Consider the following 19,554-nt stretch of genomic DNA (forward strand, 5'->3'; position numbering starts at 1 on the left):
GGAGGGCACTGGGATGCTGCGTTCTGGTGTTATCGCCAAGAAGCTGGGCATGACCCGGCTGTTCATGGAAGACGGCCGCCAGGTTCCGGTGACCGTCCTGTCGCTTGACGGCTGCCAGGTGGTCGCTCAGCGCACGGTCGAGAAAGACGGCTACACCGCCGTTCAGCTCGGCGCGGGTGCGGCCAAGGCCAAGCGGACCACTGCCGCGCTGCGCGGTCACTTCGCCAAGGCGAATGTGGCCCCCAAGCGCAAGCTGGTGGAATTCCGCGTCAGCCCGGAAAACCTGATCGACGTGGGGGCCGAGATCTCGGCCGATCACTACGCCGAGGGTCAGTTCGTCGACATCGCCGGCACCTCGATCGGTAAGGGCTTTGCCGGTGCGATGAAGCGCCATAACTTCGGTGGTCTGCGCGCCTCGCACGGCGTGTCGATCAGCCACCGTTCGCATGGTTCGACCGGCCAGTGCCAGGACCCCGGCAAGGTGTTCAAGGGCAAGAAGATGGCCGGCCACATGGGCGCTGCTCGTGTGACCACGCAGAACATTCAGGTCGTGAAGACCGACGCCGACCGCGGCCTGATCATGGTCAAGGGCTCGGTGCCGGGCTCGAAGGGCGGCTGGGTGACGATCAAGGACGCGGTCAAGAAACCGCTGCCCGAGAACGTCCCGACGCCGGCCGCGATCCGTTCGGACGCCGCTGCCGAAGCTCCGGCCGAAGGGGGTGAGGAATGAAACTTGATGTGATCAAGCTCGACGCGGGCAAGGCCGGCGAAATCGAGCTGGCGGACGAAATCTTCGGTCTCGCGCCGCGTGCCGACATCCTGCACCGCGTGGTGCGCTGGCAGCGCGCCAAGGCGCAAGCCGGCACCCATTCGGTTCTGGGCAAGTCCGACGTGTCCTATTCGACGAAGAAGATCTATCGTCAGAAGGGCACCGGGGGCGCGCGTCACGGCTCGAAGAAGGCGCCGATCTTCCGCCACGGCGGCACCTACAAGGGCCCGACCCCGCGCAGCCATGCGCATGATCTGCCCAAGAAGTTCCGCGCTCTGGGTCTCAAGCACGCGCTGTCGGCCAAGGCCGGCGCGGGCGAGCTGGTGATCCTCGAGGCGGCGACGATGGCCGAAGCCAAGACCGCGCAACTGGCGAAAGCCGCGCGCGAGCTGGGCTGGAAGCGCGTGCTGATCATCGACGGCGCCGAGATCGACGAGAACTTCGCCCGTGCGGCGCAGAACCTCGACGGCATCGACGTGCTGCCCTCGATCGGCGCCAACGTCTATGACATCCTCAAGCGTGACACGCTGGTGCTCACGAAGGCGGGTGTCGAAGCTCTGGAGGCTCGCCTGAAATGAGCACGAAGCCCGAACACTACGACGTGATCGTCAAGCCGGTCATCACCGAAAAGGCCACCATGGCCAGCGAAGCCGGTGCGGTGGTCTTCCAGGTGGCGCGCGACGCCACCAAGCCCGCCATCAAGGAAGCGGTCGAGGCGCTGTTCAATGTCAAGGTCAAGGCGGTCAACACCGTCCTGACCAAGGGCAAGACCAAGCGCTTCCGCGGCCGCCCCGGCGTGCGCTCGGACGTCAAGAAAGCCTATGTCACGCTCGAGGATGGAAACACTATCGACGTGACCACGGGCCTCTGATAGAAGGCACCGACTCAGCGGCCCCGGAGTTCCGGGGCCGCGGTTCATTTTGATGCGGCCCGCCCGTATCGGCCATGTGCCGGGGCGGGCCGCGTCAATACCCACACCGGGGGTTGCCCCTCGGTTCACGACGAAACGGACCTCTGGTCCAAGGCAACGGAAGACAGAAAGCATGGCACTCAAGTCGTATAAGCCGACGACGCCGGGCCAGCGTGGGCTGGTTCTGATCGACCGTTCGGAGCTTTGGAAAGGTCGCCCGGTCAAGACCCTCACGGAGGGTCTGACCAAGTCGGGCGGCCGGAACAACACCGGACGTATCACGATGCGCCGCATGGGCGGGGGCGCCAAGCGCCTCTACCGCGTGGTGGATTTCAAGCGCAACAAGTTCGACATGGCGGCGGTCGTCGAGCGGATCGAATATGACCCGAACCGCACCGCCTTCATCGCGCTGATCAAATATGACGACGGCGAGCTGGCCTATATCCTGGCCCCGCAGCGTCTGGCCGTGGGCGACAAGGTCGTCTCGGGCGCCAAGGTCGACGTCAAGCCGGGCAACGCGATGCCGTTCTCGGGCATGCCGATCGGCACGATCGTGCACAACGTCGAGCTGAAGCCCGGCAAGGGTGGCCAGCTGGCGCGCGCCGCGGGCACCTATGCCCAATTCGTCGGCCGCGACGGTGGCTATGCCCAGATCCGCCTGTCGTCGGGCGAGCTGCGCATGGTTCGTCAGGAATGCATGGCGACGGTGGGCGCGGTGTCGAACGCCGACCATTCGAACCAGGACCTCGGGAAAGCAGGCCGCAACCGTCACCTCGGCATCCGTCCGAGCGTCCGCGGTGTCGCCATGAACCCGATCGACCACCCGCACGGCGGTGGTGAAGGCCGCACCTCGGGCGGTCGGCATCCGGTCACCCCGTGGGGCAAGGGCACCAAGGGCAACCGCACCCGTAAGAACAAGGCGACGGACAAGTATATCGTTCGTTCGCGTCACGCGAAGAAGGGGCGCTGATCCATGGCACGTTCTGTTTGGAAAGGTCCTTTCGTCGACGCTTATCTGCTGAAGAAGGCAGAGAAGGCGCGCGCTTCGGGCAAGGGCGAAGTGATCAAGATCTGGTCGCGCCGCTCCACCATCCTGCCGCAATTCGTGGGTCTGACCTTCGGCGTCTACAATGGCCACAAGCATATCCCGGTGAACGTCACCGAGGAGATGATCGGCCAGAAGTTCGGCGAATACTCGCCCACGCGGACCTACTACGGCCACGCCGCCGACAAGAAAGCCAAGAGGAAGTAAGCCATGGGTAAGGAAAAGAATCCGCGCCGCGTGGCGGACAACGAGGCGATGGCCAAGTCCAAGATGCTGCGCGTCTCGCCGCAGAAGCTGAACCTTGTCGCCGGTCTGATCCGCGGCAAGCGTGTGGACCGCGCCCTTGCGGACCTGACGTTCTCGAAGAAACGCATCGCCGACGACGTGAAGAAATGCCTTCAGTCGGCCATCGCCAACGCCGAGAACAACCACGGCCTTGACGTCGACAACCTGGTGGTTGCCGAAGCCTGGGTTGGCAAGAACCTCGTGATGAAGCGCGGCCGTCCGCGGGCGCGTGGCCGTTTCGGCCGCATCATGAAGCCGTTTGCTGAAATCACCATCAAGGTGCGTCAAGTCGAGGAGCGTGCGTAATGGGTCAGAAGGTCAACCCGATCGGCATGCGTCTCCAGGTCAACCGCACCTGGGACAGCCGCTGGTTCGCCGAAAGCAAGGACTACGGGAACCTGCTTCTCGAAGACCTGCGGATGCGCGAATTCATCCACAAGGAAGCCAAGCAGGCCGGCGTCAGCCGCGTGATCATCGAGCGCCCGCACAAGAAGTGCCGCGTCACGATCCACGCCGCCCGTCCCGGCGTGATCATCGGCAAGAAGGGCGCCGACATCGAGGTGCTGCGCAAGAAGCTGGCCAACATGACCAGCTCGGAGCTGCACCTCAACATCGTCGAGGTTCGCAAGCCGGAAGTCGACGCCCAGCTGGTGGCGGAATCGATCGCCCAGCAGCTTGAGCGCCGCGTCTCGTTCCGTCGCGCCATGAAGCGCGCGGTTCAGAACGCGATGCGCATGGGCGCGCTCGGGATCCGGGTGAACGTGTCGGGCCGCCTGGGCGGCGCCGAGATCGCGCGCACCGAGTGGTACCGTGAAGGCCGCGTGCCGCTGCACACGCTTCGTGCCGACATCGACTATGCGCTGTCGGAAGCCTCGACCCCCTATGGGATCATCGGGGTGAAGGTCTGGATCTTCAAGGGCGAGATCATGGAGCACGATCCGCAGGCGCGTGACCGCCGTGCGGCTGCGGCCCAGGACGGCCCGGCGCCCCGCGGCCCGCGCCGCGACGCCCGCTGAGGAGAACTGAAAGATGCTGCAACCTAAACGGACGAAGTTCCGCAAACAGCACAAGGGCCGTATCCACGGCGAAGCCAAGGGCGGGTTCAACCTGAACTTCGGTTCCTTCGGCCTCAAGGCGACCCAGCCCGAGCGGATCACCGCGCGGCAGATCGAGGCGGCCCGCCGCGCGATCACCCGCCACATGAAACGTCAGGGCCGCGTCTGGATCCGCGTCTTCCCGGACACCCCGGTGTCCTCGAAGCCGACCGAGGTTCGGATGGGTAAAGGCAAGGGCTCGGTGGATTACTGGGCCGCCAAGATCAAGCCGGGCCGCGTCATGTTCGAGATCGACGGCGTGGCCGAGCCGATCGCGCGTGAAGCCCTGCGCCTGGGCGCCAACAAGCTTCCGGTGGCCTGCCGGATCGTGGCGCGCGAAGACTGGTGATCCCGGTCTGAGAGAGATGAACCCCCGCCCGTCCGGCGGGGGTTTTTCGTTGGCCGAACCGGGCCCCGCGGGGCTGCGGCGCGGCACGCGAGATAAGGGGAAAGCGGCGCTTGCAATACTGCGGGGAATCGCGTATCGAGCGCCGTCTACGCCGTATCCACCAGACACGGAGTCACCCAAGCCCCGCACAAGAGGGGGGCTCATGGGGCTTCCTGGTGTTTCGAAAAGGAAAGAATAGGCATGAAAGCCGAAGATCTGCGTTCCAAGACGCCGGACGAGCTGCGCGACACGCTCGTCGCGCTCAAGAAGGAAGCGTTCAACCTGCGCTTCCGTCAAGCGACCAACCAACTCGAGAACACGGCCCGCATGCGCGCCGTGCGTCGTGATGTTGCCCGCGTTCAGACCGTTCTGAACCAAAAAGCCGCCGAAGCGGCCAACTGAGAGGAGCGCCCAGATGCCCAGACGTATTCTGCAAGGGGTCGTGACCTCGGACAAGAACGACCAGACCGTCACCGTGCTGGTCGAACGCCGCTTCACGCATCCGGTTCTGAAGAAGACGGTGCGTAAGTCGAAGAAATACCGCGCCCATGACGCGGAAAACCAGTTCAAGACCGGGGACACCGTTCGCATCGTCGAATGTGCGCCGATCTCGAAGACGAAACGCTGGACGGTGGTCACTGACGCCACGGCGTGAGTTCATCGTTCAAGCCTGAACGAAACCCTGGGGCCCGGAGGCCGGGTCCCCAAAGGTCGGGAGAAACCATATGATCCAGATGCAGACCAATCTGGATGTCGCTGACAACTCCGGCGCCCGCCGGGTTCAGTGCATCAAGGTCCTGGGTGGTTCGCACCGTCGCTATGCGTCGGTGGGCGACATCATTGTCGTGTCCGTCAAGGAAGCCATCCCGCGCGGCCGCGTGAAGAAAGGTGACGTCCGCAAGGCCGTCGTCGTGCGCACCGCCAAGGAAGTCCGTCGTGAAGACGGCACCGCCATCCGTTTTGACCGCAACGCCGCCGTCATCCTGAACAACCAGGGCGAACCGGTCGGCACCCGTATCTTCGGGCCGGTCGTGCGCGAGCTGCGTGCCAAGAACTTCATGAAGATCATCTCGCTTGCTCCGGAGGTGCTGTAATGGCTGCCAAGCTCCGCAAGGGTGACCGCGTGGTCGTGCTCGCTGGCAAGGACAAGGGCAAGCAGGGCGAGATTACCGCCGTCATGCCCAAGGCCGGCAAGGCGATCGTCGATGGCGTGAACGTCGCCATCCGTCACACCCGCCAGTCGCAGATGAGCCAGGGCGGCCGCATCGCCAAGCCGATGCCGATCGACCTGTCGAACCTGGCGCTGCTCGATGCCAACGGCAAGGCGACCCGCGTCGGCTTCCGCTTCGAGGATGGCGCCAAGGTGCGCTTTGCCAAGACCACCGGGGAGGCGATCTGATGCTCGACCAAGCCACCTATACCCCTCGTCTCAAGGCGCTCTATGCGGAGACCATCCGCGCCGCGCTGAAGGAAGAGTTCGGCTACAAGAACGACATGCAGATCCCGCGTCTGGACAAGATCGTCCTGAACATGGGTGTCGGTGAAGCCGTCAAGGACACCAAGAAGGTCAAGCAGGCCGCCGAGGAGCTGTCGCTCATCGCCGGTCAGAAGGCTGTCATCACCAAGGCGAAGAAATCGGTTGCCGGTTTCCGCGTCCGTGAGGAAATGCCGCTGGGCTGCAAGGTGACCCTGCGCGCCGAACGCATGTATGAATTCCTCGATCGCCTGATCACCATCGCGCTGCCGCGTGTGCGTGACTTCCGCGGCGTCAAGGGGTCGTCGTTCGACGGCCGCGGCAACTACGCGATGGGCCTGAAGGAACATATCGTGTTCCCCGAGATCGACTTCGACAAGGTCGACGAGGTTCTCGGCATGGACATCATCATCTGCACCACCGCTGCCACCGATGCGGAAGCGAAGGCGCTGTTGAAGCATTTCAACATGCCGTTCAACAGCTGATCGCGGGGAGAGATACATAATGGCCAAGAAATCCATGGTTGCGCGCGAAGCCAAGCGCGCCAAGCTGGTGAAGCGCTACGCTGCCAAACGTGCCGAGCTGAAAGCGATCATCGAAGACCAGGAGCGCCCGATGGAAGAGCGCTTCAAGGCGTCGCTGAAGCTGGCCGAGCTTCCCCGCAACTCGTCGTCCACCCGGCTGCACAACCGCTGCCAGCTGACGGGGCGTCCGCATGCGTATTATCGCAAGCTCAAACTCTCGCGGATCATGCTGCGCGACCTGGCCTCGAACGGCCAGATCCCCGGCATGGTCAAGTCGAGCTGGTAAGGAGAACGAGAGATGTCGATGAACGATCCTCTCGGCGATATGCTGACCCGCATCCGCAACGCGCAAATGCGCGGCAAGTCCACCGTCCGCACGCCGGCTTCCAAGCTGCGCGCCTGGGTTCTGGACGTGCTTGCGACCGAAGGCTACATCCGCGGCTACGAGGCGACCACCTCGGCTGACGGCATGCCGGAGATCGAGATTTCGCTGAAGTATTTCGAGGGCACCCCGGTGATCCGCGAACTCAAGCGCGTCTCGAAGCCCGGCCGCCGCGTCTATGCGTCGGTCAAGGAAATCCCCCAGGTCCGCAACGGTCTGGGCGTTTCGATCGTGTCCACGCCGAAAGGCGTCATGTCGGACGCGGCGGCGCGCTCTGCCAACGTTGGCGGCGAAGTGCTCTGCACCGTGTTCTGAGGAGGGAAGAATGTCTCGTATTGGGAAAAAGCCGGTCGAGCTGCCCTCGGGGGTCACGGCGTCCGTGTCGGGCCAGACCATCGAGGTCAAGGGCCCGAAAGGCACCCGCAGCTTCACCGCGACCGACGACGTGACCATCACGATCGACGGTTCGTCCGTCACCGTCACGCCGCGCGGCACCTCGAAACGTGCCCGCCAGCAATGGGGCATGGCGCGGTCGATGGTGGCCAACCTGGTGACCGGCGTCACCACCGGCTTCAAGAAGGAACTCGAGATCCAGGGCGTGGGTTACCGCGCCCAGATGCAGGGCAACGTCCTGAAACTGTCGCTGGGCTATAGCCACGAAGTGAACTTCGAGGTGCCCGCCGGCGTGACGGTGACCGCGCCCAAGCAGACCGAGATCGTGGTGGAAGGCATCGACCAGCAGGTCGTGGGCCAGGTCGCCGCGAACATCCGCGAGTGGCGTGCGCCCGAGCCCTACAAGGGCAAAGGCATCCGCTACAGGGGCGAGTTCATCTTCCGCAAGGAAGGCAAGAAGAAGTAAGGGTGGCGACAATGGCGAACACGAAAAGAGATCTGTTCCTGAAGCGCCGCCTGCGCGTTCGGAACAAGCTGCGTGCGATGTCGAACGGGCGCCTGCGCCTGTCGGTTCATCGCTCGTCCAAGAACATCAGCGTCCAGCTGATCGACGACGTGAAAGGCGTGACCGTTGCGGCCGCCTCCACGCTCGAAAAGGATCTGGGCGTCGTTGGCAAGAACAACGTCGAAGCGGCGGCGAAAGTCGGCGCGGCGATTGCCGAGCGGGCGCGCAATGCCGGTGTCGAGGAATGCTACTTCGACCGCGGTGGCTTCCTGTTCCACGGCAAGATCAAGGCCCTGGCCGACGCGGCCCGCGAAGGCGGCCTGAAATTCTGATGAGGTGGGGGACGTCCGCGTCCCCCCGATGATCCGGGGGCGTGCCGATCCGGCGCGCCCACCTGGATTGGCCCAACGGCGTGCTACCACGCCATTCACGAAAGGTTTGCCTTATGGCAGAACGTGATAACCGCCGGGACCGTCGCTCCGAGCGCGAGGAAACCCCGGAATTCGCCGATCGTCTGGTTGCGATCAACCGTGTGTCGAAAACCGTGAAGGGTGGTAAACGCTTCGGCTTCGCCGCTCTCGTGGTCGTCGGCGACCAGCGTGGCCGTGTCGGCTTTGGCAAGGGCAAGGCCAAGGAAGTGCCCGAGGCGATCCGCAAGGCGACCGAGCAGGCGAAGCGCAACATGATCCGCGTGCCGCTGCGCGACGGGCGCACGCTGCACCACGACATCGAAGGGCGTCACGGCGCCGGCAAGGTCGTGATGCGCTCGGCCCCGGCCGGGACCGGGATCATCGCCGGTGGTCCGATGCGCGCCGTGTTCGAGATGCTGGGCGTCCAGGACGTGGTCGCCAAGTCGATCGGCAGCCAGAACCCCTACAACATGATCCGCGCCACGCTCGACGCGCTGAAACAGGAAGCCAGCCCCCGCATGGTCGCGCAGCGTCGCGGCAAGAAGGTGGCCGACATCCTGAAGAAGCCCGAAGCCGAAGCCGCGGCCGAAGCGTAAGGAGCATCTGACATGGGCAAGACCATCGTTGTGAAGCAAATCGGCTCGCCGATCCGCCGCCCCGACATCCAGCGCCGCACCCTGATCGGGCTGGGCCTGAACAAGCTGAACCGCACCCGCGAGCTTGAGGATACCCCCTCGGTCCGCGGCATGGTCGCCAAGATCCCGCACCTCGTCGAGATCATCGAAGAGCGCGGCTGATCCAGTTCGGCACGAGATTGGAAGACGCCCCGGTATTCTCCGGGGCGTTTTTCGTTGACGATGACGCCAAGCGGAGAGGACATCCGATGGAACTTGCGCAGCAAAAGGCCGAGACCGCGCAGATCCTGCGCGAGATCGCGGCGATGCAGGATCTGCCCGCGCGCGCGGTGATCGCCTTCCAGTTCGTGGCCGAGGATCCCGCCGCCGACTGGGATGCCCTTACCGCCGCCGCCGAGGCGCAGGGCTATCAGGTGGCCTGGTTCGAGGGCGGTGATGACGACGGGGACGCCTGCCTCGAGATCACCACGCCCGAGATCGCGTTCGGCTTCGAGACGCTCTGGGCCGAGGAGGAGAAGCTGACCCTTCTGGGCGCCATTCACGGCTTTGCCGCCGATGGCTGGGGCTTCATGGGGGCGTGATCCTGCGCGCGGCTGCGCTTTCGCTTGACCGCGCCGCGCCAAGCCCGCTATACGCCGCCGGTGGCCCTTGGGGTCACGGAATCAACAAGAAAAGCCGTGGTCGTCCCTCTGTCGCTTGTGGGGGCGTATCCGGCCAAGGAGAAGCGACATGAAACTTCATGAACTGCGCGACAACGAAGGCGCGGCCCGCAAGAAGAAGCGCGTTGCGCGCGGTCCCGGCTCGGGCAAGGGCAAGACCGCCGGCCGCGGGATCAAGGGCCAGAAATCGCGTTCGGGTGTGGCGCTGAACGGTTACGAAGGCGGCCAGATGCCGCTCTATCGGCGCCTGCCGAAGCGCGGCTTCACCAAGCCGAACCGGCTGGAATTCGCCGTGGTGAACCTGGGCCTGATCCAGAAATTCGTCGATGCCGGCAAGCTGGACGCCACCTCCGAGATCACCGAGGATGCGCTGATCGAAGCCGGCGTCACCCGCCGCAAGCGCGACGGCATCCGCGTTCTGGCCAAGGGCGAGATCACCGCGAAGGTGAACCTGGTCGTGACGGGTGCCTCGGCCACGGCCATCGAGGCCGTCGAAAAGGCCGGTGGCTCGCTCAAAGTCGCGGAGAAGGCCGTCGAGGCCGCCGAATAACGGTTGTGGGCGGCCCCTCGGGCGCTTAAACAATCCGTGGATTTCCAGCGCCGCCGACCGGAATCCGGTTCGGCGGCGTTGACGTGACCGTGGCCCCGGCAGGGGGCGGCACGGGACGGGGCGCGACCGGCGCCCGCCAAGATTCGCACAGGCCGGGGGCAGCCGCCCGCCGGCCTCGGGACCAGCGCGCGGGCCAGTCCGGGCGCAAACGAGAGGGTCGAGATGGCTTCTGCTGCGGAACAAATGGCCGCGAACTTCAGCTGGGGAACGCTGGGGCGGGCGAAGGACCTGCGTGCGCGCATCTTCTTCACCATCGGGCTGCTGATCGTCTACCGGATCGGCACCTATATCCCCGTGCCCGGCATCGACGGCGCGGCGCTTCAGAAATTCATGGCCGATGCGGGCGCGGGCCTGGGCGGCATCCTGTCCATGTTCACCGGCGGCGCGCTGGGGCGGATGGGTGTCTTCGCGCTGGGGATCATGCCCTATATCTCGGCCTCGATCATCGTGCAGCTTCTGGCGTCGATGGTGCCGGCGCTCGCGCAGCTCAAGAAGGAAGGCGAGATCGGCCGCAAGAAGATGAACCAGTACACCCGCTACGGCACGGTGGCGCTGGCGCTCTTCCAGGCCTACGGCCTTTCGGTCAGCCTCGAGGCCGGGGATCTGGCGCACGAGCCGGGCATGTTCTTCCGTGCGGGCGTGGTCATCACGCTGGTCGGCGGCACCATGTTCCTGATGTGGCTGGGCGAACAGATCACCGCCCGCGGCATCGGCAACGGCATCTCGCTCATCATCTATGTCGGCATCGTCGCCGAGATCCCGGCCGCGCTGGCGCAGTTCTTCACCCAAGGGCGCACGGGCGCGATCTCGCCGGCCGTCACCTTCGGCGTGATGGCGATGGTGGTCGCGGTGATCGGCTTCGTGGTGTTCATGGAACGCGCGCTGCGCAAGATCCACATCCAGTATCCGCGCCGGCAGGTGGGGATGAAGGTCTATGACGGCGGCTCCTCGCACCTGCCGATCAAGGTCAACCCGGCCGGCGTCATCCCGGCGATCTTCGCCTCGTCGCTGCTGCTGCTGCCGACCACGATCTCGACCTTCTCGGGCTCGGACACCGGGCCGGTGATGTCCACGATCCTGGCCTATTTCGGCCCCGGCCAGCCGCTCTATCTGGCGTTCTTCGCCGCGATGATCGTGTTCTTCGCCTATTTCTACACCGCCAACGTGTCGTTCAAATCCGATGACGTGGCCGAGAACCTGAAGAACCAGGGCGGGTTCATCCCCGGTATCCGGCCCGGCCGGAAGACCGAGGAATACCTCGATTACGTCGTGTCGCGCGTGCTGGTCGTGGGCTCGGGCTATCTGGCCGCGGTCTGTCTGCTGCCCGAGGTTCTGCGCAGCCAGCTGTCGGTGCCGTTCTATTTCGGCGGCACCTCGGTGCTGATCGTGGTGTCGGTGGCGATGGACACGATCAACCAGCTCCAGTCGCATCTTCTGGCCCATCAATACGAAGGGCTGATCGAACGTTCGCAACTGCGCGGCAAGCGCAAGCCGGGGTCCAAGCGCCCCGCCACGCGGCGCTGAGCCGCCAACGGGGAGGGGGCAGATGCCCAACATCATTCTTCTGGGTCCGCCCGGCGCGGGCAAGGGCACGCAGGCCCGTCGTCTGGTCGAGGAACGTGGCATGGTGCAGCTGTCCACCGGCGACATGCTGCGCGCGGCCATGGCCTCGGGGTCGGAAATGGGCAAGCGCGTCTCGGACGTGATGGCCCGCGGCGAGCTGGTCACCGACGAGATCGTCATCGGCCTGATCGAGGAACAGATGACCGGCGCCGAGGCCGGCACCGGCTTCATCTTCGACGGCTTCCCGCGCACGCTGGCGCAGGCCGATGCCCTGGGGGCGCTTCTCGAGCGTCTGGGCATGGGCCTTGATGCCGTGGTCGAGATGCGGGTGGATGACGCGGCGCTGGTGGCGCGCATCACCGGGCGCTTCACCTGCGGCAATTGCGGCGAGGTCTATCACGACGTCACCCGCCCGACCAAGGTGCCGGGCACCTGCGATGTCTGCGGCGCGACCGACATGAAGCGCCGGTCCGACGACAACGCGGACAGCCTGCGTCAGCGGCTGATGGAATACTACAAGAAGACCGCGCCGCTGATCGGCTACTATTACGCGCTGGGGCAGCTCAAGCGTGTGGACGGCCTGGCCGAGATCGACGAGGTGGCGCGCGCCATCGCCGAGATCCTCGACGCGCCGGCCGCCTGAACGGAGCTTCGGGCGGCAGCTTCACGCCGCCCGTGCGGGTCTTTGCGCCGCGACCTCTTGACGTATGTCAGGCAAGCCTTTAAGGCACGGCGTCTCTTCGGGGAATCGTTTCGGAGCACGGGGTTTCCCACCCGCCGGAACATGAAAGGGCCGGGCCGTTCGGGTCCGGTCGTCTGTTGTGAAAAAAGGTTCTGGGGTTACGGAACCGCAACGAAAAGGAAAAACGCGTGGCACGTATTGCTGGCGTCAACATCCCGACGGGGAAACGCGTCCCCATCGCCCTGACCTACATCCACGGAATCGGCCATCATTTCGCCGAGCAGATCTGCGAATCGGTCGGCATCGACCGCACCCGTCGCGTGAACGAACTGTCGGACGCCGAAGTTCTGGCCATCCGTGAATTCATCGACGCGAACTTCACCGTCGAAGGCGACCTGCGCCGTGAAGTGCAGATGAACATCAAGCGCCTGATGGACCTGGGTTCGTATCGTGGCCTGCGCCACCGCCGCAACCTGCCGGTTCGCGGTCAGCGCACCCACACCAACGCCCGCACCCGCAAGGGCCCGGCGAAACCGATCGCCGGCAAGAAGAAGTAAGGGGAGGCGGACATGGCTCGTGACAAGACGCGCGTCAAGCGCAAGGAACGCAAGAACATCGCCTCGGGTGTGGCGCATGTGAACTCGTCGTTCAACAACACCAAGATCCTGATCTCGGACGTGCAAGGCAACGCGATTGCCTGGTCGTCGGCCGGCACGATGGGCTTCAAGGGCTCGCGCAAGTCGACCCCCTATGCCGCCCAGATGGCCGCCGAGGATGCCGGCCGCAAGGCTCAGGAACACGGCGTGAAAACGCTGGAAGTCGAAGTCCAGGGCCCCGGTTCGGGCCGCGAATCGGCGCTGCGTGCGCTGGCCGCCGTGGGCTTCAACATCACCTCGATCCGCGACGTGACCCCGATCGCGCATAACGGCTGCCGTCCGCCGAAGCGCCGCCGGGTCTGACCCTGCCGATTTTCGGGGCGGGCCGTCTTGCGGGCGGCCCGGCCCCTTTTTCCGCATTTGAACCTCGGGCGTCTGCGATCTCGGACATGGACCGCAGACAGGAATGGAGGCAGAGCGCATGATCCACAAGAATTGGGCCGAGTTGATCAAGCCCACGCAACTTGACGTGAAACCCGGCTCGGACCCGGCGCGCCAGGCGCAAGTCGTGGCCGAACCGCTGGAGCGGGGCTTTGGTCTGACGCTGGGCAACGCGCTGCGGCGCGTGCTCCTGTCGTCGCTTCAGGGCGCGGCCATCACCAGCGTGCAGATCGACAACGTCCTGCACGAATTCTCGTCCGTCTCGGGGGTGCGCGAGGATGTCACCGACATCGTCCTGAACCTCAAGGGCGTGGCGCTCAAGATGGACGTCGAGGGGCCCAAGCGCCTGTCGATCTCGGCCAAGGGGCCGGGCGTCGTGACCGCCGGCGACATTTCGGAAAGCGCGGGCATCGAGGTTCTGAACAAGGATCACGTGATCTGCCACCTCGACGACGGCGCCTCGCTGTTCATGGAGCTGACCGTGAACACCGGCAAGGGCTATGTCGCGGCCGACAAGAACCGCCCCGAGGATGCGCCGATCGGCCTGATCCCGATCGACGCCATCTATTCGCCCGTCAAGAAGGTCAGCTACGAGGTCCAGCCCACCCGCGAGGGCCAGGTTCTGGACTATGACAAGCTGACCATGAAGATCGAGACCGACGGCTCGATCACCCCCGAGGACGCCGTGGCCTTTGCCGCGCGCATCCTTCAGGACCAGCTGTCGATCTTCGTCAACTTCGAGGAACCCGAATCGGCCTCGAAGCAGGACGCCGACGACGGGCTCGAGTTCAACCCGCTGCTTCTCAAGAAGGTGGACGAGCTGGAGCTTTCGGTGCGTTCGGCCAACTGCCTCAAGAACGACAACATCGTCTATATCGGCGACCTCATCCAGAAGACCGAAGCCGAGATGCTGCGCACCCCGAACTTCGGCCGCAAGTCGCTCAACGAGATCAAGGAAGTGCTCTCGGGCATGGGCCTGCACCTCGGGATGGAAGTCGAGGACTGGCCGCCGGAGAACATCGAAGACCTGGCCAAGCGCTTCGAAGACCAGTTCTGATCGCCTTTCGGGGGCGCGCAGCCCGTGCCCCCGCCAATGCCCGGACCTGCCGGGGAAATCTTGGGCATCCGCCCCAACTGAGCGGTCGACACGCATCGGCCGCCTGACAAAGCAAAACGCAGATATGGAGAGAAAAGATGCGTCACGCCCGCGGCTACCGCCGTCTCAACCGCACCCACGAACACCGCAAGGCGATGTTCGCCAACATGGCCGGCTCGCTGATCGAGCACGAGCAGATCAAGACCACTCTGCCCAAGGCCAAGGAACTGCGCCCGATCGTGGAAAAGCTGATCACGCTGGCCAAGCGTGGCGACCTGCATGCGCGCCGTCAGGCGGCCGCGCAGCTCAAGCAGGACAAGCACGTTGCCAAGCTGTTCGAGGTTCTGGGCCCGCGCTTCAAGGACCGTCAGGGCGGCTATATCCGCGTCCTGAAGGCCGGCTTCCGCTATGGTGACATGGCGCCGATGGCGATCATCGAATTCGTCGAGCGCGACCTGGACGCCAAGGGTGCCGCCGACAAGGCCCGCGAGGCCGAGATCGAGGCCGCCGAGGAATAAGACCCTCGCGCGCGCGCGTGCACGGCACGACAATCCGCCCCCGGAGCCGCCAAGCTCCGGGGGTATTTCGTTGTGCCGCGGGGGACGTTCAGGCGGGGTGACCCTTGCGCAGGTCCAGAAGCGTCAGCCCGTAGATGCACACCAGCGCGACCGCGAAGCTGCCGATCTGATAGGGCGCGATCACATCACCCAGCACCAGCGCGGCCAGCACCATGGTGAAGGCGGGCCAGGGCATGGTGATCGACGAGGCCACCGACACGTCGACATGGCGCAGCGCGTGGAACCACACCAGAAGCTCGAGGTAATAGCAAAGCCCCATCAGGAAGCCGAAGGCCTGGAATTCGGGCCGGCTCAGCGCCTGCCAGAGGGCCTGGGGGTCGATGAGCGCCGCCACGCCCCCCAGTGCCACCGCCGATATCGCCACGCGAAACAGCGTCACCTGTGCGGGCGTGATCGGGCTGCGGCCCAGCTCTTCCTTGATGATCACATGCGCGATGCTCCACAGGAAGGGCACCGCCAGCGCCAGCAGGAACCACACCGACACGCCCTCCAGCCGCCCCGTCCCCCCGGTGCCCAGGTAATACATCGTGGCCAGCAGCACCCCGGTCAGCGCCAGCTCGGCCCGCGTCTTGCGCCGGCCCAGGAACAGGCTTTCCCACAGGATCGCAAAGAGCGGATAGGATTCGATGGCGATGGCCGCGGTGGTGGCGCCGGCCTTCTCGACGCTGAGGACATAGAGATAGGTCGCCAGCCCGAACATGAGCCCCGTCGCCACCGTCACCGCGCCCATGCGGCGGCGTTCGGGCGCGGGCAGGGTGGGGGAGAAGATCCCGCGCGTGCCCCGGTGCCATTCGGCCAGCACCAGCGGCAGCGCCAGCACCGTCTGCCAGATCGACAGCAGCGCGGCAAAGCTCAGCGCATCGAACCCCGCGGGGCGGCTGTTCGATATGATCGGCATCACCGAAAGGATGCCCAGACAGACCAGAGACAGGATCACGCCCTGGCGTTTGTGCGGTGGCGGTGGTGAAAGCGACATTGCGGCCCCCGGCGTGATGGCCGCCGCGCGCGCCGCGGGGCCCATAAAAAAGCGCGCCCCCGAAGGGACGCGCGATCCTGAAAAGGATGGGATCGGGCTTACTGCTTCGGGCAGGTGTTGATGCCGAGGAACTTGTAGAGCCCGCAATAGCCGACAAGACCGGTCGCCAGCGGGATGATGCCCAGGAAGTAGAGCCAGACATATTTCGCGTCATTGTCGATGATCGCGCCGAACAGCAGGGCGAGGCCGATCACGATGCGCAGCGTCTTGTCCAGACCGCCCACGTTCTTTTCGATCTTGAAGTCTTTGAAGTCCATGTCATCCCCCTCGGGTGATATTCGATGGAGAGAATATATATGTTTTTTGCTCGCCTTCCATGATCCAACCCAAAGTCGGGGGGTGCTGGGTCATTCAGTCGCGCCCCTTTGCCCGAAGACGCGGCAACATCGCGGAAAAGTCGCGCCCGCGGCCGTCTTCTTCCTCGACGAAACGGGCATAGAGCGTGGCCGCCAGCGTGCCCATCGCGGTGTCGGTGTCGGTGGAGCGGGCCGCCTCCAGCGCCAGACGCAGATCCTTGAGCATCAGTTCGGCCGCGAAACCGGGGGTATAGTCGTTGTCGGCAGGGCTTTGCGCGCCGACGCCCGGCACCGGGGTATAGGCGCTCATCGTCCAGGAATTGCCCGACGAGGTCGAGGCCACGTCATAGAGCTTGTCGGCCGCCAGCCCCAGCCGCTCGGCCAGGGCGAAGGCCTCGCAGGTCACGATCATGGTCGCGCCCAGGATCATGTTGTTGCAGGTCTTGGCGGCCTGGCCCGCGCCCGAGTCGCCGCAATGCACCGCCTTGCGGCCCATGATGTCGAAGAGCGGCAGCACCTTGGAATAGGCGGCCTCGGCGCCGCCGACCATGAAGGTCAGCGTGCCGGCGCTGGCGCCGCCGGTGCCGCCCGAAACCGGCGCATCCAGCGCCATCAGCCCGGCGGCCTCGGCCTCGGCGGCCACGGCGCGGGTGTTTTCCACATCGGCGGTCGAGCAATCGCACAGCACCGCGCCCGCGGACATGGCGGGGATGATCTCGGCGGCGACGGCGCGCAGGATCTGGCCGTTCGGCAGCATGGTGATGACCACCTCGGCCTCGCGCGCAGCTTCGGCGGCCGAAGCGGCGCGCACCACGCCCTCGGGCATGGGGGCGGCCAGGTCAAAGCCGGTGACGGAATGGCCCGCCGCGACCAGATTGGCGGCCATCGGCCCGCCCATGTTGCCCAGTCCGATGAATCCGATCTTCATGGTGTCACTCCTCCTCCCAGATGGCCGCTTCGGGGGGCAGGGGGGCCAGCATCTCCTCCAGAAGGCCCGGGTCCAGCGCCTCGATATCGGCGAATTTCCATTTCGGATTGCGATCCTTGTCGATGATCTGCGCGCGCACCCCTTCAAGGAAGTCGCCCTTCTCGCAGGCCCGCCAGGTGAAGCGGAATTCCTGCGTCAGCGCGGCGCGGATATCGGGGGCGGCGCGGGCGCTGCGCACGAGGTGCAGCGTTGCGGCCATCGACAGGGCCGAATTGCGCCCGATCGCCTTGAGCGCACCCTGGGCCAGATCGCTGCCCGTGGCCTGAAGGCGCGCGATGATCCCGGCAAGATCGGGCGCCGAGAAGGCCGCGTCGATCTCGGCCGCGGCGGCGGCCATCGGCGATGCGGGCGCGGGGCGTTCGGGCAGGCGGGCGGGGTCGCCCGTCTCGACCAGCGCGGCAATGGCGGCGGGCCATTCGGCCTCGGGCAGGTAATGGCGCGCAAAGCCCGCGTGGATCGCGTCGCCCGGCCCCATGCGCGCGCCGGTGATGCCCAGATATTCGCCCAGGCGCCCCGGTGCGCGGCCCAGGATCCAGGTGCCGCCCACGTCGGGGATCAGGCCGATCCCGCTTTCGGGCATGGCCACGATGCTGGTGTCGCCCACGACCGGATGTGAAGCATGCCCGCCCACGCCGACACCGCCGCCCATGATGAAGCCCTGCATGAAGGCGACGATGGGTTTGGGATATTCGGCGATCTTGGCGTTCATGCGGTATTCGTCGCGCCAGAAGTCGCGGCCCACCGCGAAATCGCCCGCGATGCCCGCGTGATAGACCGCGGCGATGTCACCGCCGGCGCAGAAGGCGCGCGGGCCCTGCGCGTCGATCACGACCAGCGCCACCTGCGGGTCGTCGCGCCAGGCGTCAAGCGCGTCTTCGAGCGCCAGCGCCATCGCATGCGACAGCGCGTTGAGCGCGGTCTCGCGGGTGAAGGTGATGCGGCCGGCGCGGCCGTCCTTGCGGATATGCAGATCCTCCATCAGCCGCGCTCCGCCAGAAGGGTGCGGGCCACGATCATCCGCATGATCTCGTTGGTGCCCTCAAGGATCTGGTGCACGCGCAGATCCCGCACCAGCTTCTCGATGCCGTAATCGGCCAGATAGCCATAGCCGCCGTGCAGTTGCAGGCAGCCGTTGGCCACGTCGAAGGCGGCATCGGTCACGTTGAGCTTGGCCATGGCGCAGAACTTGGTGGCGTCGGGCGCGCCCTGGTCCAGCTTCCATGCCGCCTGACGCAGGAAGATGCGCGCGGCTTGCAGGCGGGTTTCCATCTCGGCCAGGCGGAATTGCAGCGCCTGGAACTGATCGAGGCTGCGGCCGAAGGCCTTGCGCTCGCCCATGTAGGCCAGCGTGGCATCGAGCGCCGCCTGGGCGCCGCCCAAAGCGCTGGCCGCGATGTTGAGCCGCCCGCCGTCCAGCCCCGCCATCGCATAGGCAAAGCCGCGGCCTTCCTCGCCCAGCAGGTTCTCCGCCGGCACCCGGCAATCGTCGAATTGCACCTGGCGCGTGGGCTGGGCGCGCCAGCCCATCTTGTCTTCCAGCCCGCCGAAGGACAGCCCCGCCGCCCCGTCTTCCACGATCAGCGTCGAGATGCCCTTCGGCCCGTCCGCGCCGGTGCGCGCCATGACGACATAGACATCCGAATAGCCGCCCCCCGAGATGAAGGCCTTGGTGCCGTTCAGGACGTAGTCATCGCCCTGGCGTTCGGCGCGGGTGCGCAGCGCCGCCGCATCCGAACCCGATCCCGGCTCGGTCAGGCAATAGGAAAACACCTTTTCCATCGTGCACAGCGCCGGCAGCCAGCGCGCGCGGGTCTCGGGGCTGCCGAACTTGTCGATCATGCCGCCGCACATGTTGTGGATCGACAGGAACGAGCCCACCGCCGGACAGGACATTGCCAGCGCCTCGAAGACCAGCGTCGCATCCAGCCGCGACAGCCCCGAGCCGCCGAAGTCCTCGGAGACATAGATCCCGCCCAGGCCCAGCTCGGCCACGCGCGGCCACAGATCCTTCGGGATGTCGCCCGCCTCTTCCCAGGCGCGGGCATGCGGCGCGATATGTTCCTGCCCGAAGGCATGGGCCATGTCGAAGATGGCCTGTTGTTCCTCGCTCAGTGCGAAATCCATCTGTCCCTCCCCCTGAAAGCGGATGGCCGGGGGACGGGGCCCCCCGGCGATGGTCCCGGCCCGCGCATCCT

General features: G+C 65.6%; 32 protein-coding genes. 27 read left to right on the forward strand and 5 right to left on the reverse strand.

Annotation, left to right across the window (positions count from 1 at the left end; translation table 11 throughout):
- Positions 1-16: 16 nt before the first annotated feature.
- The 27 genes from rplC (at position 17) to rplQ (ending at position 14,979) form a co-directional block, all read left to right on the forward strand.
- Positions 17-730, forward strand: coding sequence for a 50S ribosomal protein L3 (gene rplC / locus BW949_RS05575; RefSeq protein ID WP_076364811.1), 714 nt, complete (start codon positions 17-19; stop codon positions 728-730).
- Complete coding sequence (gene rplD / locus BW949_RS05580) at positions 727-1,347, forward strand: 50S ribosomal protein L4 (protein WP_076363953.1); 621 nt, start codon at positions 727-729, stop codon at positions 1,345-1,347. Before rplC ends, rplD begins: the two co-directional genes overlap by 4 nt.
- Entirely contained in the window at positions 1,344-1,640 is a 297-nt protein-coding gene (locus BW949_RS05585) for a 50S ribosomal protein L23 (RefSeq protein ID WP_076363954.1), read from the forward strand. The genes rplD and BW949_RS05585 overlap by 4 nt, the downstream gene beginning before the upstream one ends.
- Before the next feature lie 172 nt (positions 1,641-1,812).
- Positions 1,813-2,649, forward strand: a complete 837-nt coding sequence (gene rplB / locus BW949_RS05590) for a 50S ribosomal protein L2 (protein ID WP_076363955.1) — start codon at positions 1,813-1,815, stop codon at positions 2,647-2,649.
- 3 nt (positions 2,650-2,652) lie between these two features.
- Positions 2,653-2,931: a 30S ribosomal protein S19 gene (rpsS, locus tag BW949_RS05595; protein WP_076363956.1), complete on the forward strand. Its 279-nt coding sequence runs from the start codon at positions 2,653-2,655 to the stop codon at positions 2,929-2,931.
- Between the two features lie 3 nt (positions 2,932-2,934).
- Positions 2,935-3,315 (forward strand): 50S ribosomal protein L22, encoded by a 381-nt coding sequence (rplV, locus tag BW949_RS05600; protein ID WP_076363957.1) that lies wholly within the window; start codon positions 2,935-2,937, stop codon positions 3,313-3,315.
- Entirely contained in the window at positions 3,315-4,025 is a 711-nt protein-coding gene (gene rpsC / locus BW949_RS05605; protein WP_076363958.1) for a 30S ribosomal protein S3, read from the forward strand. The genes rplV and rpsC overlap by 1 nt, the downstream gene beginning before the upstream one ends.
- A gap of 13 nt (positions 4,026-4,038) precedes the next feature.
- Positions 4,039-4,452 (forward strand): 50S ribosomal protein L16, encoded by a 414-nt coding sequence (gene rplP / locus BW949_RS05610; RefSeq protein ID WP_076363959.1) that lies wholly within the window; start codon positions 4,039-4,041, stop codon positions 4,450-4,452.
- A gap of 240 nt (positions 4,453-4,692) precedes the next feature.
- Complete coding sequence (gene rpmC, locus BW949_RS05615) at positions 4,693-4,893, forward strand: 50S ribosomal protein L29 (RefSeq protein ID WP_076363960.1); 201 nt, start codon at positions 4,693-4,695, stop codon at positions 4,891-4,893.
- A gap of 13 nt (positions 4,894-4,906) precedes the next feature.
- Positions 4,907-5,146, forward strand: a complete 240-nt coding sequence (gene rpsQ / locus BW949_RS05620; RefSeq protein ID WP_076363961.1) for a 30S ribosomal protein S17 — start codon at positions 4,907-4,909, stop codon at positions 5,144-5,146.
- A 70-nt stretch (positions 5,147-5,216) separates the two neighbouring features.
- Positions 5,217-5,585 carry a 50S ribosomal protein L14 gene (rplN, locus tag BW949_RS05625; protein WP_022705624.1) on the forward strand — a complete coding sequence of 123 codons (369 nt, stop codon included), beginning with the start codon at positions 5,217-5,219 and terminating at the stop codon, positions 5,583-5,585.
- Positions 5,585-5,890 (forward strand): 50S ribosomal protein L24, encoded by a 306-nt coding sequence (rplX, locus tag BW949_RS05630; protein ID WP_076363962.1) that lies wholly within the window; start codon positions 5,585-5,587, stop codon positions 5,888-5,890. Before rplN ends, rplX begins: the two co-directional genes overlap by 1 nt.
- Positions 5,890-6,450, forward strand: a complete 561-nt coding sequence (gene rplE / locus BW949_RS05635) for a 50S ribosomal protein L5 (RefSeq protein ID WP_076363963.1) — start codon at positions 5,890-5,892, stop codon at positions 6,448-6,450. The genes rplX and rplE overlap by 1 nt, the downstream gene beginning before the upstream one ends.
- A 19-nt stretch (positions 6,451-6,469) precedes the next feature.
- Complete coding sequence (rpsN, locus tag BW949_RS05640; RefSeq protein WP_076363964.1) at positions 6,470-6,775, forward strand: 30S ribosomal protein S14; 306 nt, start codon at positions 6,470-6,472, stop codon at positions 6,773-6,775.
- A 12-nt stretch (positions 6,776-6,787) separates the two neighbouring features.
- The gene (rpsH, locus tag BW949_RS05645; RefSeq protein WP_179747533.1) at positions 6,788-7,186 is read left to right on the forward strand and encodes a 30S ribosomal protein S8; all 399 of its coding nucleotides are present in this window, start codon (positions 6,788-6,790) and stop codon (positions 7,184-7,186) included.
- 10 nt (positions 7,187-7,196) lie between these two features.
- Positions 7,197-7,730: a 50S ribosomal protein L6 gene (gene rplF, locus BW949_RS05650; protein ID WP_076363965.1), complete on the forward strand. Its 534-nt coding sequence runs from the start codon at positions 7,197-7,199 to the stop codon at positions 7,728-7,730.
- Positions 7,731-7,741: 11 nt separating this feature from the next.
- Positions 7,742-8,101: a 50S ribosomal protein L18 gene (rplR, locus tag BW949_RS05655; protein ID WP_076363966.1), complete on the forward strand. Its 360-nt coding sequence runs from the start codon at positions 7,742-7,744 to the stop codon at positions 8,099-8,101.
- A gap of 113 nt (positions 8,102-8,214) precedes the next feature.
- The gene (gene rpsE, locus BW949_RS05660; RefSeq protein WP_076363967.1) at positions 8,215-8,775 is read left to right on the forward strand and encodes a 30S ribosomal protein S5; all 561 of its coding nucleotides are present in this window, start codon (positions 8,215-8,217) and stop codon (positions 8,773-8,775) included.
- A 12-nt stretch (positions 8,776-8,787) separates the two neighbouring features.
- Positions 8,788-8,976, forward strand: a complete 189-nt coding sequence (gene rpmD / locus BW949_RS05665) for a 50S ribosomal protein L30 (protein WP_076363968.1) — start codon at positions 8,788-8,790, stop codon at positions 8,974-8,976.
- An 86-nt stretch (positions 8,977-9,062) separates the two neighbouring features.
- Positions 9,063-9,395, forward strand: a complete 333-nt coding sequence (locus tag BW949_RS05670) for a ribonuclease E inhibitor RraB (RefSeq protein WP_076363969.1) — start codon at positions 9,063-9,065, stop codon at positions 9,393-9,395.
- Positions 9,396-9,543: 148 nt separating this feature from the next.
- Positions 9,544-10,023, forward strand: a complete 480-nt coding sequence (gene rplO / locus BW949_RS05675) for a 50S ribosomal protein L15 (protein ID WP_076363970.1) — start codon at positions 9,544-9,546, stop codon at positions 10,021-10,023.
- Between the two features lie 222 nt (positions 10,024-10,245).
- Positions 10,246-11,607 carry a preprotein translocase subunit SecY gene (secY, locus tag BW949_RS05680; protein ID WP_076363971.1) on the forward strand — a complete coding sequence of 454 codons (1,362 nt, stop codon included), beginning with the start codon at positions 10,246-10,248 and terminating at the stop codon, positions 11,605-11,607.
- Between the two features lie 22 nt (positions 11,608-11,629).
- Positions 11,630-12,289, forward strand: coding sequence for an adenylate kinase (locus BW949_RS05685; RefSeq protein ID WP_076363972.1), 660 nt, complete (start codon positions 11,630-11,632; stop codon positions 12,287-12,289).
- Between the two features lie 227 nt (positions 12,290-12,516).
- Positions 12,517-12,885 (forward strand): 30S ribosomal protein S13, encoded by a 369-nt coding sequence (rpsM, locus tag BW949_RS05690; RefSeq protein WP_076363973.1) that lies wholly within the window; start codon positions 12,517-12,519, stop codon positions 12,883-12,885.
- A gap of 12 nt (positions 12,886-12,897) precedes the next feature.
- A complete protein-coding gene (gene rpsK / locus BW949_RS05695; RefSeq protein ID WP_076363974.1) occupies positions 12,898-13,287 on the forward strand; it encodes a 30S ribosomal protein S11 in 390 nt (129 codons plus the stop codon).
- A gap of 118 nt (positions 13,288-13,405) precedes the next feature.
- Positions 13,406-14,422 carry a DNA-directed RNA polymerase subunit alpha gene (locus tag BW949_RS05700; protein ID WP_076364815.1) on the forward strand — a complete coding sequence of 339 codons (1,017 nt, stop codon included), beginning with the start codon at positions 13,406-13,408 and terminating at the stop codon, positions 14,420-14,422.
- Positions 14,423-14,559: 137 nt separating this feature from the next.
- On the forward strand, positions 14,560-14,979 hold the full coding sequence (gene rplQ, locus BW949_RS05705; RefSeq protein WP_076363981.1) for a 50S ribosomal protein L17: 420 nt from the start codon (positions 14,560-14,562) through the stop codon (positions 14,977-14,979).
- An 88-nt stretch (positions 14,980-15,067) separates the two neighbouring features.
- Here the strand turns inward: rplQ and BW949_RS05710 are convergent, their stop codons facing one another.
- The 5 genes from BW949_RS05710 to BW949_RS05730 all read right to left on the reverse strand — a co-directional run bounded on the left by BW949_RS05710 (position 15,068) and on the right by BW949_RS05730 (position 19,483).
- Positions 15,068-15,976 carry a DMT family transporter gene (locus tag BW949_RS05710; RefSeq protein WP_235816212.1) on the reverse strand — a complete coding sequence of 303 codons (909 nt, stop codon included), beginning with the start codon at positions 15,974-15,976 and terminating at the stop codon, positions 15,068-15,070.
- A 137-nt stretch (positions 15,977-16,113) separates the two neighbouring features.
- On the reverse strand, positions 16,114-16,332 hold the full coding sequence (locus BW949_RS05715; RefSeq protein WP_076363983.1) for a YgaP family membrane protein: 219 nt from the start codon (positions 16,330-16,332) through the stop codon (positions 16,114-16,116).
- 94 nt (positions 16,333-16,426) lie between these two features.
- Positions 16,427-17,299 carry a 3-hydroxyisobutyrate dehydrogenase gene (mmsB, locus tag BW949_RS05720; protein WP_076363985.1) on the reverse strand — a complete coding sequence of 291 codons (873 nt, stop codon included), beginning with the start codon at positions 17,297-17,299 and terminating at the stop codon, positions 16,427-16,429.
- A gap of 4 nt (positions 17,300-17,303) precedes the next feature.
- Positions 17,304-18,338 carry an enoyl-CoA hydratase/isomerase family protein gene (locus BW949_RS05725; protein WP_076363987.1) on the reverse strand — a complete coding sequence of 345 codons (1,035 nt, stop codon included), beginning with the start codon at positions 18,336-18,338 and terminating at the stop codon, positions 17,304-17,306.
- Complete coding sequence (locus tag BW949_RS05730) at positions 18,338-19,483, reverse strand: acyl-CoA dehydrogenase family protein (RefSeq protein ID WP_076363989.1); 1,146 nt, start codon at positions 19,481-19,483, stop codon at positions 18,338-18,340. The genes BW949_RS05725 and BW949_RS05730 overlap by 1 nt, the downstream gene beginning before the upstream one ends.
- Positions 19,484-19,554: the final 71 nt, after the last annotated feature.

The sequence above is a fragment of the Phaeovulum vinaykumarii genome (genome assembly GCF_900156695.1).
Taxonomy (GTDB): Bacteria; Pseudomonadota; Alphaproteobacteria; order Rhodobacterales; family Rhodobacteraceae; genus Bieblia_A; species Bieblia_A vinaykumarii.